At 70.8% G+C, this 12,266-nt stretch carries 14 protein-coding genes; 12 read left to right on the top strand and 2 right to left on the bottom strand.

Annotated features, from left to right (window positions below):
* Positions 1 to 151: 151 nt before the first annotated feature.
* The 7 genes from O7597_RS16930 (at position 152) to O7597_RS16960 (ending at position 6,597) form a co-directional block, all read left to right on the top strand.
* A complete protein-coding gene (locus O7597_RS16930; RefSeq protein WP_269739754.1) occupies positions 152 to 529 on the top strand; it encodes a DUF3499 domain-containing protein in 378 nt (125 codons plus the stop codon).
* A 383-nt stretch (positions 530 to 912) separates the two neighbouring features.
* Positions 913 to 1,701, top strand: coding sequence for a helix-turn-helix transcriptional regulator (locus O7597_RS16935; RefSeq protein ID WP_281580119.1), 789 nt, complete (start codon positions 913 to 915; stop codon positions 1,699 to 1,701).
* Positions 1,692 to 1,886: a DUF397 domain-containing protein gene (locus tag O7597_RS16940; protein WP_281580120.1), complete on the top strand. Its 195-nt coding sequence runs from the start codon at positions 1,692 to 1,694 to the stop codon at positions 1,884 to 1,886. Before O7597_RS16935 ends, O7597_RS16940 begins: the two co-directional genes overlap by 10 nt.
* 505 nt (positions 1,887 to 2,391) lie before the next feature.
* The gene (locus tag O7597_RS16945; RefSeq protein WP_269739751.1) at positions 2,392 to 3,576 is read left to right on the top strand and encodes a spermidine/putrescine ABC transporter substrate-binding protein; all 1,185 of its coding nucleotides are present in this window, start codon (positions 2,392 to 2,394) and stop codon (positions 3,574 to 3,576) included.
* Positions 3,573 to 4,730 (top strand): ABC transporter ATP-binding protein, encoded by a 1,158-nt coding sequence (locus tag O7597_RS16950; RefSeq protein WP_281580121.1) that lies wholly within the window; start codon positions 3,573 to 3,575, stop codon positions 4,728 to 4,730. Before O7597_RS16945 ends, O7597_RS16950 begins: the two co-directional genes overlap by 4 nt.
* Positions 4,731 to 4,752: 22 nt before the next feature.
* Positions 4,753 to 5,670 (top strand): ABC transporter permease, encoded by a 918-nt coding sequence (locus O7597_RS16955; RefSeq protein ID WP_281580122.1) that lies wholly within the window; start codon positions 4,753 to 4,755, stop codon positions 5,668 to 5,670.
* Between the two features lie 114 nt (positions 5,671 to 5,784).
* On the top strand, positions 5,785 to 6,597 hold the full coding sequence (locus tag O7597_RS16960) for an ABC transporter permease (RefSeq protein ID WP_281580123.1): 813 nt from the start codon (positions 5,785 to 5,787) through the stop codon (positions 6,595 to 6,597).
* Positions 6,598 to 6,623: 26 nt separating this feature from the next.
* Here the strand turns inward: O7597_RS16960 and O7597_RS16965 are convergent, their stop codons facing one another.
* The gene (locus O7597_RS16965) at positions 6,624 to 7,001 is read right to left on the bottom strand and encodes a DUF5615 family PIN-like protein (protein ID WP_269739747.1); all 378 of its coding nucleotides are present in this window, start codon (positions 6,999 to 7,001) and stop codon (positions 6,624 to 6,626) included.
* Positions 6,998 to 7,231: a DUF433 domain-containing protein gene (locus O7597_RS16970; protein WP_269739746.1), complete on the bottom strand. Its 234-nt coding sequence runs from the start codon at positions 7,229 to 7,231 to the stop codon at positions 6,998 to 7,000. The genes O7597_RS16965 and O7597_RS16970 overlap by 4 nt, the downstream gene beginning before the upstream one ends.
* Before the next feature lie 209 nt (positions 7,232 to 7,440).
* On the opposite strand from O7597_RS16970, the gene O7597_RS16975 reads away from it, so the two are divergent.
* From O7597_RS16975 to O7597_RS16995, 5 genes are all read left to right on the top strand, one after another.
* Entirely contained in the window at positions 7,441 to 8,106 is a 666-nt protein-coding gene (locus O7597_RS16975) for a response regulator transcription factor (protein ID WP_281580124.1), read from the top strand.
* The gene (locus tag O7597_RS16980) at positions 8,103 to 9,161 is read left to right on the top strand and encodes a HAMP domain-containing sensor histidine kinase (RefSeq protein WP_269739745.1); all 1,059 of its coding nucleotides are present in this window, start codon (positions 8,103 to 8,105) and stop codon (positions 9,159 to 9,161) included. Before O7597_RS16975 ends, O7597_RS16980 begins: the two co-directional genes overlap by 4 nt.
* A gap of 158 nt (positions 9,162 to 9,319) precedes the next feature.
* Positions 9,320 to 10,435, top strand: a complete 1,116-nt coding sequence (locus O7597_RS16985; protein WP_281580125.1) for a pyridoxal-phosphate dependent enzyme — start codon at positions 9,320 to 9,322, stop codon at positions 10,433 to 10,435.
* Complete coding sequence (locus O7597_RS16990; RefSeq protein ID WP_281580126.1) at positions 10,432 to 11,556, top strand: D-alanine--D-alanine ligase family protein; 1,125 nt, start codon at positions 10,432 to 10,434, stop codon at positions 11,554 to 11,556. The genes O7597_RS16985 and O7597_RS16990 overlap by 4 nt, the downstream gene beginning before the upstream one ends.
* Positions 11,553 to 12,188: a M15 family metallopeptidase gene (locus O7597_RS16995; RefSeq protein ID WP_281580127.1), complete on the top strand. Its 636-nt coding sequence runs from the start codon at positions 11,553 to 11,555 to the stop codon at positions 12,186 to 12,188. The genes O7597_RS16990 and O7597_RS16995 overlap by 4 nt, the downstream gene beginning before the upstream one ends.
* The last annotated feature ends 78 nt before the right edge of the window (positions 12,189 to 12,266 follow it).

The following is a 12,266-nucleotide window of genomic DNA, read 5'->3' on the forward strand; positions in this document are numbered from 1 at the left end:
GCCACAGAGTAGCTTCCGGTCCGCGCCGGGCAGCGTCAGCGCCGGCCACCTGGCGCGTTGCGGCGACCGGACGAGAAATGTGATCACCAAGACGGGCGTGTCGTAACGCGAAGCGGTGCGCCGGAGCCGGTAATGGAGATACCCTGCGCCGGTGAGGTCACCACGGCGCTGCTCCCGCAACGGCTGCCCCCGGCAAGCGGTCGCCACGCTGACCTATGTCTACAACGAGTCGACGGCCGTGGTGGGCCCGCTGGCCGCCTTCGCCGAGCCGCACACGTACGACCTCTGCGAGCCGCACGCCCGCAGCCTGACCGCTCCGCGCGGCTGGGAGGTCGTCCGCCACGAGGGCGAGTTCGAGCCCCCGCCGCCCACCACCGACGATCTGGTCGCACTCGCCGAAGCGGTCCGCGAGGCCGCCCGCCCCGCCCCCCGTCCTCCCCAGGACGACCAGAACCACCCCTCCACACCCCCCGCCGCTTCCTCAACCTCCCGCCGCGGCCACCTCCGCGTAATCCCCCCCACCCACTAACCCACCCGGCCACCCACCGGCCGGTCTGTCGGCCGGCCTGCCGGTCGGCGTTGATCAAGAAGTTTTGGTCGCGTTCCGAGCCCTGAGGCGACCAGAACTTCTTGATCGCGGGGACGGTCGGGGTGGGTTGGCGTGGGTGGACGTGGGTGGATGTCGTCGGGGCGGAACCCGCCCGGTGGGCTGGGTGTGGGTTCGCTTCAGGGCCCCAGGGCGTCGGAGCTGGGGCGACCGCGACTGGGGCGTCGCCAGGGCATCTCGGGGGCGTCTGGAGCGCACCTCGGATGCGCGAAACAGTCCTGGCCGCAACACGCCGGCAGCCGGCGGACACGGCCACTTGCGGTGACTAGCGTGCGCCGGAGGGTGACGCGAGTCGGGAGGGTGCGATGGGCAACGGGGCAGTGGGCAACGAGGCGCTGCGGGTGGCGATGGCGGACAAGGGCGAGACGGCCGAGTCCCTCGCCGGGAAGGTGGGCGTCGACCCGAAGACGGCGGCTCGCTGGCTGGCGGACGGGCGGATCCCGCATCCGCGGACCCGGATCGCCGTCGCCAACCTGCTCGGGCGCAAGGCCGCCGAACTCTGGCCGGAGCCGTTCCGCCGCCGGGACCTGCCCTGGTTCCGGGCGTGGGCGGAACTGGAGCAGGACGCCCGGTCCCTCCGGTGGTACGAGCCACTGCTCGTGCCGGGGCTGCTCCAGACCGAGGCGTACGCCCGGTCGGTGCTGGCCACCGGCGGCCTGCTGGCGCCGACGGAGGTCGACGAGATGGTGGTGGCGCGGCTGGCGCGGCAGCGGGTGCTGGAGCGGGAGACCCCGCTTCAGTTGGTCGCGGTGATCGACGAGGTGGTGCTGCGGCGGCCGGTCAGCCGCGATCCGAGCGTGATGGCGGAGCAGTTGGCCCACCTGGCCACGCTGGGCGAGCGGGAGCACGTGCAAGTCCGGGTGATTCCGGCGGAGAGCCCGTGGCACACCGGCCTGGCCGGGCCCTTCGTGCTGGCCCGGATGCCGGACGGCGCGGAGGCGGCCTATCTGGACAATCAACTGCGCGGTCAGGTGGTGACCGACAGTGCCGACCTTGCTAGCCTGGGCGCGAGGTGGGAGAGCGTCACCGGTGAGGCGCTGCCCCGCCGACGGTCCATCGACCTGATCCGGGAAGTGGCGACGACATGGAGCTGACCGGCGCCCGCTGGCGCACCGCCACCCGCAGCAGCAACAACGGCGGTGCCTGCGTCGAGGTGGCCGACAACCTGCCCGGCCGGGTGCTGGTGCGTGACAGCAAGGACCGGACCGGCGGCACCCTGGCCTTCACCCCGGCCGCCTGGCGCGCCTTCGTCGCCAGCACCGTCCGAAGTACGGTCTGAGCCGCCACTCTCCTTCGCCTACCCGGCCCGGTCGCCGCATCCGGTGCCCCGCCCGCCACGTCGCCCGGCTGGTCGCCCCGCTCAGTCAACCGACCCCCTTCACCCGGTCCTCTCACCCGGCTCGGTCGTCGAGATGCGGCATCTTGCGGTCTTAGGCGACCTGGATGGCGCGGGATGCGGCATGTCGAGTGGATCAAGCGGCCTGGGTGGGCCAGGCGGCCTGCCTGGGTCCGGCCCGCGTGGGTCCGGGCCGCGTGGGTCCGGCGTGCGTGGGTCCGGTCTGGGCGAGCGAGGGGTCTGGGCGAGCGAGGGGTCTGGGTAAGTCAAGCGGTCTGGTTTGGGTCGAGCGGCCGGTGGCGGGGCAGGGTGAGTCGGGGGATGTGCCCGGGGCGTGGCTGGCATCCTCGCCTCGTGTCAGGATCATTCGTCTGTCGCCGCCGGCTCCATCCCCAGCCGGCAGGCCCACCCCGTCCCGTCGCCGACGATCATTGATAGGAACCGTCTCATGCGTAGTGCCCACCGGCCCTTCACCCGGCGTGGCCTGCTCACCGGCACCCTCGGCTCGGCCGCCCTCCTCGCCGGCGGCGGCACCCTGAGCGGCTGCGGCACCCCCGCCGCGCAGCAGACCGAGGAGGGATGCGTCAGCGAGGATCTGTCCGGCGCGGAAAAGACGCTCGCCTTCTCGAACTGGCCGCAGTACATGGACGTCGACGAGGACGACGAGTCGAAGCGCCCCAGCCTGGACGGTTTCGTCAGCAGGACCGGCATCCAGGTGACCTACACCGAGGACATCAACGACAACAACGAGTTCTTCGGCAAGGTGCGGAACCAGCTCGCCGCCTGCCAGAGCACCGGGCGGGACATCATGGTGCTCACCGACTGGATGGCCGCCCGGATGATCCGGCTCGGCTGGATCCAGGAACTCGACCGGTCGAGGCTGCCGAACGTCGAGGCCAACCTCCTGCCGTCGCTGCGGAACCGGCCCTTCGACACCGCGGACCAGTACGCGATCCCGTGGCAGTCCGGCCTCGCCGGACTGGCCTACAACGGCCGGGTCACCGGCGAGATTCGCACCGTCGACGAGCTGCTCACCCGCCCCGACCTCAAGGGCAGGGTGACCGCGCTCAGCGAGATGCGCGACACCATGGGACTGCTGCTGATGTCCAACGGCCATGACCCGACCGACTTCACCGCCGCCCAGTTCGACGACGCGCTCAACAAGCTCAGGCGGGCCGTCGACTCCGGGCAGATCCGCCGGTTCACCGGCAACGACTACGCCCCGGACCTGGCCAAGGGCGACATCGCGGCGTGCGTCGGCTGGTCCGGTGACATCATCCAACTCGGTTCCGAAAACGAACGGATCAAGTTCGTGGTGCCCGACTCGGGCGTACTGCTCTGGTCTGACAACCTGCTGGTGCCGAACCGGGCCAGTCACAAGGCCAACGCCGAAGAGCTGATCAACTACTACTACGATCCGGCCGTCGCCGCCCAGCTCGCCGCGTACGTCAACTACATCTGCCCGGTGCAGGGGGCGCAGGCGGAGCTGGAGAAGATCGATCCGGAACTGGCCGCGAACCCGCTGATCTTCCCCGACGAGGCCATGCTCGCCAAGGCCAAGGTCTTCATGGCGCTCGACGAGCCGCAGGAACGGGAGTACGAAACAAAGTTCCAGCAGGTCATCGGGGCGTGACGGTGGCTACGCAGACTCCGGCCGGCGATCTGAGGCTGATCAATCTCGCCAAGACGTTCGGCGCCTTCACCGCGGTCGAGGAGCTGGACCTGACGGTCCCGCAGGGCTCGTTCTTCGCCCTGCTCGGCGCCTCGGGCTGCGGCAAGACCACCACCCTGCGGATGGTCGCCGGCCTGGCGGAACCGACCCGCGGGCGGATCCTGCTCGGTGACCGGGACATCACCCGGCTGCGGCCGTACAAACGACCGGTCAACACGGTGTTCCAGAGCTACGCGCTCTTCCCGCACCTGGACGTCTTCGAGAACGTCGCCTTCGGGCTGCGGCGGCGCGGCATCCGCTCGGTCGACGGCCAGGTCCGGCGGATGCTGTCTCTGGTGCAGCTCGACGGGTACGAACGGCACCGCCCCGCCCAGCTCTCCGGCGGCCAGCAGCAGCGCGTCGCGCTGGCCCGGGCACTGATCAACCACCCGCAGGTGCTGCTGCTCGACGAGCCCCTCGGTGCGCTCGACGTCAAGCTGCGTCGCCGGATGCAGCTCGAACTCAAGCGCCTCCAGACCGAGGTGGGTATCACGTTCGTGCACGTCACCCACGACCAGGAGGAAGCCATGACCATGGCGGACACGGTCGCGGTGATGAACGCCGGCCGGATCGAGCAACTCGGCGCGCCGGCCGAGCTCTACGAGTTCCCGGCGACCGCCTTCGTGGCCAACTTCCTCGGCCAGTCCAACCTGATCGCCGGTGACATCTCCGGCGGCAACGGGAGTGACCTGCTGGTCACTGCGTACGGCGCGCGGTTCTCGGTGCCGTCGGCCCGGTCTCGCGCCGACCAGGGTCCGGTTCTGCTGGGCGTACGCCCGGAGAAGCTGCGCCTGGCCGCGGCGGCCGGACAGGTGCCCACCGGCCACCAGCACGTCGAAGGCAGCATCACCGACGTCTCCTATGTCGGGGTGAGTACGCAGTACCTGCTGCGTACCGGCTGGGGCGATGAGCTGAGCGTCTTCGTCGCCAACAGCGGTGCCGAGGAGCGGTTCGCCATCGGGGAGCGGGTCGTGGCGTACTGGGATCCGCGGCACGCCTTCCTACTCGGCCGGCACGTCGACGAGGACGACCGGACCGCCCCGATGCTTGACGAACCGGTCGGTGCGTCCTCGTGAGCCCGCGAAGCGAGGCCGGGGCGTGAGCGCACCGGCTCACGTACCCACCGCTTCCGGGGAGCAGCCGGCGTCGCCGGCAGCTGCTGCCCGGCCGGGGCGTCGCCGGTTCCTGCCGTACCTGCTGCTGCTGCCGGGCGCGGCCTGGCTGTTCCTGTTCTTCGTCGTGCCGTTGGTGCAGCTCGCTGCGGCCAGCCTCTACGACCCCGCCGGCTCGCTCTCCACCGGGTACGCGCTGACCTGGGCGTTCGGCAACTACCCGGCGGCCCTGCAGGCGTACTGGCCGCAGTTCGGTCGGTCCTTCGGGTACGCCGGCATCGCGCTGGTGCTGGCGCTGCTGATGGGCTACCCCCTGGCGTACGCGATCGCGCAGCAGGCCGGCCGGTGGAAGAACCTGCTGCTGGTCTGTGTGGTCGCGCCGATGTTCACCAGCTTCCTGCTGCGTACCCTGGCCTGGAAGACCATCCTGTCGGACAACGGCTGGCTGGTCGGGCTGCTGCGCGACGTGCACCTGCTCGGCCCGGACGGCCGGCTGCTGGCCACTCCGGTCGCGGTGGTGCTCGGCCTGACGTACAACTTCCTGCCGTTCCTGGTGCTCCCGCTGTACGCGAGCCTGGAACGGCTGGACCGCCGGCTGCTGGAGGCGTCCCGCGACCTGTACGCCAGCCCGCTGCAGACGTTCCGGCGGGTCACCCTGCCGCTGTCGATGCCCGGCCTGACCGCCGGCACCCTGCTCTTCTTCATCCCGGCGGCCGGCGACTACCTGAACGCCGAACTGCTCGGCACCCCGAACGAGTACATGATCGGCAACGTCATCGACTCGGCGTTCCTGGTCCGGCTCGACCACCCGCAGGGCGCGGCGCTGTCGTTCCTGCTCATGACGGCGATCCTCGCGGTGGTCTTCGGCTACCTCCGCCGCACCGGGACGAGGGACGTCCGGTGAGCGCGAGGAGTGCAGCGCAGCGGAGCCCCGCAGTCGCGAACGAACGGCGGGCCCTGTGAGCGCGAGGAGCGCAGCGCAGCGGAGCCCCGCAGTCGCGAACGAACGGCAGGCACCGTGAGGATCTCCCGCTGGTTCGCCGAGCACTGGGTGCTGGGCGTGGCGCTGCTGGTGCTCGGTTACCTGTTCCTGCCGATCGCGGTGGTCGCCGCGCTGTCGTTCAACCGCCCGTCCAGCCGGCTGTCGTACGACTTCAACGAGTTCACCCTCGACAACTGGCGCAACCCGTGTGCCACCTCCGAGATGTGCGAGGCGGTGCTGCGCAGCGTCCAGATCGGGTTCCTCGCCACCATGGCGGCCACCCTGCTCGGCACGCTCATGGCGTTCGCCCTGGCCCGGCACCGGTTCCGGGGTCGATCCGGGCTCAACGTGCTGATCTTCCTGCCGATGGCGACGCCGGAAGTGGTGATGGGCACGTCGCTGCTTGCCCTCTTCGTCTCCGGCGGGGTGCCGCTCGGCTTCTGGACCATCGTCATCGCCCACGTCATGTTCTGTGTGTCGTTCGTGGTGGTGACCGTCAAGGCCCGGCTGGCCGGAATGGACCGGCGGCTGGAGGAAGCCGCGATGGACCTGTACGCCGGCGAGTGGCAGACGTTCCGGCGGATCACCCTGCCGCTGGTGCTGCCCGGCATCGTGGCCGCCGCCCTGCTGGCGTTCTCGCTCAGCTTCGACGACTTCATCGTCACGAACTTCAACTCGGGCACCACCGTCACGTTCCCGATGTACGTCTGGGGCGCCGCCCAGCGGGGCATCCCACCGCAGGTGAACGTCATCGGCACGGCCATGTTCGGAGTAGCGCTGCTACTGGTGCTGGCCACCTCGCTGGCGCACCAGGCAAGGGCCGGCGGACAGCGGCGACCAGCCCCATGACACCGGAAGCACCGGCGACGGGGTCGTCAGTGCTTCGGGCGTAGCGGAAGCCGACGCACCCGGAGATGTCCGCGCGCAAAGGTGACAACCGCACCGGCCTGTAGCTCGTCAACTACTGTCGGCAGGTTGGCGATCAGCAGTGCGGCCTGTTCCTCCGGGGTCTGTTTGTCGATCGACCGCATGAGCACCAGCGACGGGGCGGTGTGACCGCTGAGCGCGAGCATCGTCGTGAAGTCGGTGTCGGCCGACACGATCACGTAACCACCGCTGACCGAGAAAGCAGCGATCTTCTCGTCTGAGGCCGCCAGCAGCCCGTGCTCAACGACGTGAGAGGCGTCGTAGCCAACCTCCGTGAGGCGAGCGGCGATTCGCGGTGAGAGGTTCGCGTCGACCAGGAATCTCACGCGGCTGTTGGCCGGATCGGCAATTCGCGCTCGGCGACGGCGGCTGCGGCGAACTCCAGGGCGGCGAACACGTCCTCCCGATCGAGGTACGGATAATCCTCGAGCACCTCATCGATCGTGCGTCCGGCGGCGAGCTGGCCGAGCACCGCAGTCGCAGTTACCCGCGTGCCTCGAATGCAGGGAAGACCCCCCATGCGTCCCGGGTCGACCGTGATCCGCTCGATAGCCATGGCTGAATTCTACGGCTTCATGAGGGAATCACTGCCACGCCGCAGCCACGACGGCAGCACTCCTCGTCGAGAGGGCGTGATGCAGGTCACTCTCGAAGGTCGGGGGTTGGCACCGTTACGTGGAGTATTGGGGTGGCGGGCACTTACGGAACCCTTAACTTCTGCCTGAGAACGTATGCCCGACAGCGAGGACCACGGGGAGTGGAAGCGTGCGGGTGCTGGTGGCGGACGACGAGCGGTTGTTGGCGGACACCGTCGCGGAGGGGCTGCGTCGCCTCTCGATGGCGGTGGACGTCTGCTACGACGGTGACGGAGCGTTGGAACGGGTAGGGGTGAACCGGTACGACGTCGCAGTGCTGGATCGGGACATGCCGGGACATACCGGCGACGAGGTGTGCCGCAGCCTGGCGGCGTCCGGCTCCGGTACCCGGGTGCTGCTGCTCACCGCCGCCGCCGGCATCCGCGACCGGGTGGAGGGCCTGGGGCTGGGCGCCGACGACTACCTGACCAAGCCGTTCGCCTTCGCCGAGTTGGTTGCCCGGGTACAGGCACTGGGACGACGCTCCGCCCCCGCCGTACCGCCGGTGTTGCGGGCGCACGACGTCGTCCTGGACGTGGCCCGGCACACGGTCACCCGAGCCGGCCGGCCGGTCGGCCTGAGCCCGAAGGAGTTCGCGGTGCTGCACGTGCTGCTCCGCGCCGAGGGCCGGGTGGTCAGCGCCGAGGACCTGCTGGAACAGGCGTGGGACGAGTTCGCCGATCCGTTCACGAACGTCGTCCGGGTCACCGTGATGACGCTGCGCAAAAAGCTCGGCGAGCCGCAGGTCATCCACACGGTGCCCCGGGCCGGGTACCGCATCGGCGGTGCCGGGTGACTCCGCGCTGGCGCGTGGTGCTGGTCGGCGTGCTCGCGTTGTTCGTCGGATACGCCGCTTCCGGGCTGGCGACGTGGGCGCTGAGTCAGGTGTGGCTCTGGGGCAAGCGGTTCTGCGGCACCGGGTTGCCCGGGTCGGGCGTGCTCTGCGGTCAGGTGTACGACCTCGTGGGTCTGGTCCTGGCTCTCGCTCCGCTTGCCGTACTCCTGGTCGCGGTGCTCGGGATCTGGGCCGGCGCGCTGTGGTGCCTGCGTCCGGTGCGGGATCTGGCCGGGCCGGTCGCGCAGGTCGGGCCGCAGAACCTCGGTCACCGGCTCCGCCCGCGCGGCAACGACGAACTGGCCCGGCTGGCCCGGTCCATCGACGAGATGATGGAACGCATCGCTGCCGGCTACGAGGGACAGCGACGGTTCGCCGCGAACGCCTCCCACGAACTGCGTACCCCGTTGGCGGTGCAGCGGACCCTCATCGAGGTCGGGATGGCCCGCTCGCTCACCGGTGAACAACTGGAGCTGTTGACCGGCCAGTTGCTGGAGACCAACGAACGCAACGAGCGGCTGATCGAGGGGCTGCTCGCGCTCAGTGAGAGCGACCAGGGGTTGCGTTCCCGTACTCCGCAGCGACTCGACGACATCGTGACCGGGGTGCTGGCCACGTACCAGGACCGGATCACCGAGGCCGGGTTGACGGTGCACAGCCACCTGGAGCCCCGAATGGTGATGGGCGAGCGGGTGCTGCTGGAACGCCTGGTGACCAACCTGGTGGAGAACGCGATCAAGTACAACCGACCGGGCGGCACCCTCACCGTCACGGTCGGACGCAGCCCGGCCCTGACCGTGGTCAACACGGGCCAGGTGGTGCCGGCCGAGGCGGTCGCCGGGCTCTTCGAGCCGTTCCGCCGCCTGGCCCGGGACCGGACGAACCACAGCGGTGGTGCCGGCCTCGGCCTCGCCATCGCCCGCTCGATCACCCAGGCCCACGACGGCCTGATCGCCGCTCGCCCAGCCGAGTACGGCGGACTGCGGGTGGACGTCCAACTACCCACCGCACCCTGACCCGGCCGCCAGGCCGGCAAGCGAAGCCACGAACGGGGCCGAACAGATCGGCAGCCCGACCTTCGGCGTGCCTGCGACCTGATCGGCGTGGCCGCGACCTGGCCGGTGGCAGCGCTCGTGCCGACGGCGTCTCACTGATCGACTTCGAAGGAGAGGACATGTCCCACACCGATCCCCCCGGAGCCGTCCCGGCCCCGATCGACGTGCCGGAGGCAGCTCGATGGCTGGCCGGCCGGGTGGTGCGTACCCCGGTGCTGAGCGCACCGGTGATCGACCGGCTGGCCGGTGCCCGGGTGCTGCTGAAGGCGGAGAACCTCCAGGCCGGCGGCTCGTACAAGATGCGTGGCGGGCTGTTCGCGGTGGGCCGGCTGGCAGCGGCCGGACACGGCGGGGTGGTCGCGCAGAGCACCGGCAACCACGCGGTGGCGGTGGCGCTCGCGGCGCGCGCGTTCGCACTGGCCGCCACGGTGGTGCTTCCGGTGGACGCGGCGGCGACGAAGGTGGCCCGGGCCCGAGCCGCGGGCGCGAGGGTGGTGCTCGCCGGCACGACGGTCGAAGAGCGACTGGCCGTGGCCCGTCGGGTGAGCGACGAGACCGGCCACCCGATCGTCGACGCGTACGACCATCCGCACGTCGTCGCCGGGCAGGGCAGTGCCAGCCTCGAACTGATCGAGGAGGCCGAACGGGCCGGCACCCCGCTGGACGCCCTCGTGCTGCCGGTCGGTGGGGGTGGTGGTGCGGCCGGTGCCTGTCTCGCCGCGACCGGCCGGCCGATCGAGGTGTACGGGGTCGAGCCCCGTGGCTGCGACTCACTCGCCCGTAGCCTGGCGGCCGGTCGACCCGTCGCGGTCACGCCGGCACCGACGATCGCCGACGGACTGCGTCCGTCCTGTGTGGGTGACCTGCCCTTCGCCGTGCTGCGCGACCGGCTGCGTGCCGTGGTGCGGGTGGACGACGACGAGATCGCGGCGGCCTTCCGGCTGCTGCTGCTGGAACTGAAGGTGCTGGCCGAACCGTCGGGAGCGGCGGGCCTGGCCGGCGCGCTACGGCTCGCCGCCGACGGGACGTCGCACTCGCTCGGCACCGACCACGGGCCGCGTTCGCTCGGGTCCGGTGGGACGCGGCGGTCGGCCGCCGCCGACCGGTTGCCGGCGGCGGCCGGTGCCCGGCAGCGCACGATCGGCGTGGTGCTGACCGGCGGAAACGTGGAACCGGAACTGGTCGCCCGACTGACGGCGGGCGCGCGAATCGAGGAAGAGGTGGCAGTGGCGTGAGCGCGCCGGTACGCATTGGAATCCTGTTCGGTGGCCCGTCGGCGGAGCACGACGTCTCCTGCGCCTCCGCGCTCGGCGTGGCTCGGGCGCTGGCCGGCGGTGGGTACCGCATCGTCGCCGTCGGGGTCACCCGTACCGGCGGGTTGCGGCTCGTGCCGGACGCGGCGCTGTCCGGGTTTCTCGCCGGCACGACGTCCGAGCGGGCGATCGACGACCGGCTGACGGTGATCGGTCCGGCGGTGGAGTTACGGGCCGGGCCGCGTCCCGGCACGGCGGTGGTGACCGCGATGGACGCCCCCGGCGCGGTGCACGCCGAGCTGGACGTGGTCTTTCCGGTGCTGCACGGTCCGTTCGGTGAGGACGGGGTGGTGCAGGGGGTGCTCGAATCTCTGGGCGTGCCGTACGTCGGGTGCGGCATTCTGGCCTCGGCCGTCGGCATGGACAAGGTGGCGATGAAGCGGGCGTTGCGGGCCGAGGGAGTGCCGATCACCCCGCACGTCTCCTTCGACGCGACCACCTACCGGACCACGGAGGATCCGGAGAAGTTGGTGCTGGGCCTGCGTCGCCCGGTGTTCGTCAAGCCGGCCCGGATGGGCTCCTCGATCGGCATCTCCCGGGTGGCCGAGGGCGACGATCTGGCGGCGGCGATCGAGGAGGCCCTGCGACACGACACGGTGGTAGTGGTGGAACAGGGGGTCAGCGGCCGGGAGCTGGAGTGCGGTGTGCTCGGCGGCACCCGCCCGGACGCGTCAGCGGTCGGCGAGGTACGGGTCAACGGCGGCTGGTTCGACTACCGCCAGAAGTACTTCGGCGACACCGATCCGATGATCGTCCCGGCGCCGCTGTCCCCGGAGGTGACCGAGCGGATCCGGGAGCTGTCCGTGCGGGCGTTCGGCGCGATCGGTGGCTGGGGCCTGGCCCGGGTCGACTTCCTGTTCGACGAGGTCGCCGGCGAGTTGTACGTCAACGAGTTGAACACGATGCCGGGTTTCACCGCGCACTCGATGTACCCGAAGGTGTGGGCGGCGGCCGGTGTCGACTACCGGGAGATCCTGGACCGTCTCGTCGCGCTGGCCTTCGCCCGGCACGCGCAGCGGCCCGGCGGGGGAGGCGGGCGATGATCCTGCTCTGCGATCCGCGGGTCGCGGCGGTCCGCGGCGCCGACGACGGTGCGCCGCTCGTCGACCTGCGCGAGGTCCCCGAACTGCGGTTGGACGCGCGGGCGGCCGATCCGGCCGGTGCGTACGCGCGACTGCGCCGGCCGGTGGTGGACCGCCTGCTGGCCGCGCAGCGCGCGCTGCCCGACGGGTTGCGCCTGCTGATCGTCGAGGGCTACCGGCCCCACCAGGCGCAGCTGGACATCTTCACCGGCTACCAGGAGGAGTTGCGCCGCAGCCACCCGGACTGGTCGCCGGAGCGGCTGTACCGGGAGACCACCAAGTTCGTCTCACCGGTGGAGGTGGCTCCGCACAGCACCGGCGGCGCGGTGGATCTCACGTTGTGCACGGTGGACGGCGTCGAGCTGGACATGGGCACGGCGGTGGACGCCACGCCGGAGGCGAGCGACAACGCCTGCTTCACCGCCGCGTCGTCGATCGGCGCCGTGGCCCGCCGGCACCGGCAGATCATGGCTGCCACCCTGCGCGGGGCGGGTCTGGTGAACTACCCGACCGAGTGGTGGCACTGGTCGTACGGGGATCGCTACTGGGCGTTGTTGACCGGTGCGCCACATACCCGTTACGGACCGGTATAACGGTTTTGTCGCCGGCTCACTCGAAGCTTTGTTTTCGACGAGTGTCACGGTGATGAACTGGAAAGCGCTCCCCGGCCG

Origin of the sequence: Verrucosispora sp. WMMC514, assembly GCF_027497295.1 — a bacterium.
GTDB lineage: Bacteria > Actinomycetota > Actinomycetes > Mycobacteriales > Micromonosporaceae > Micromonospora > Micromonospora palythoicola.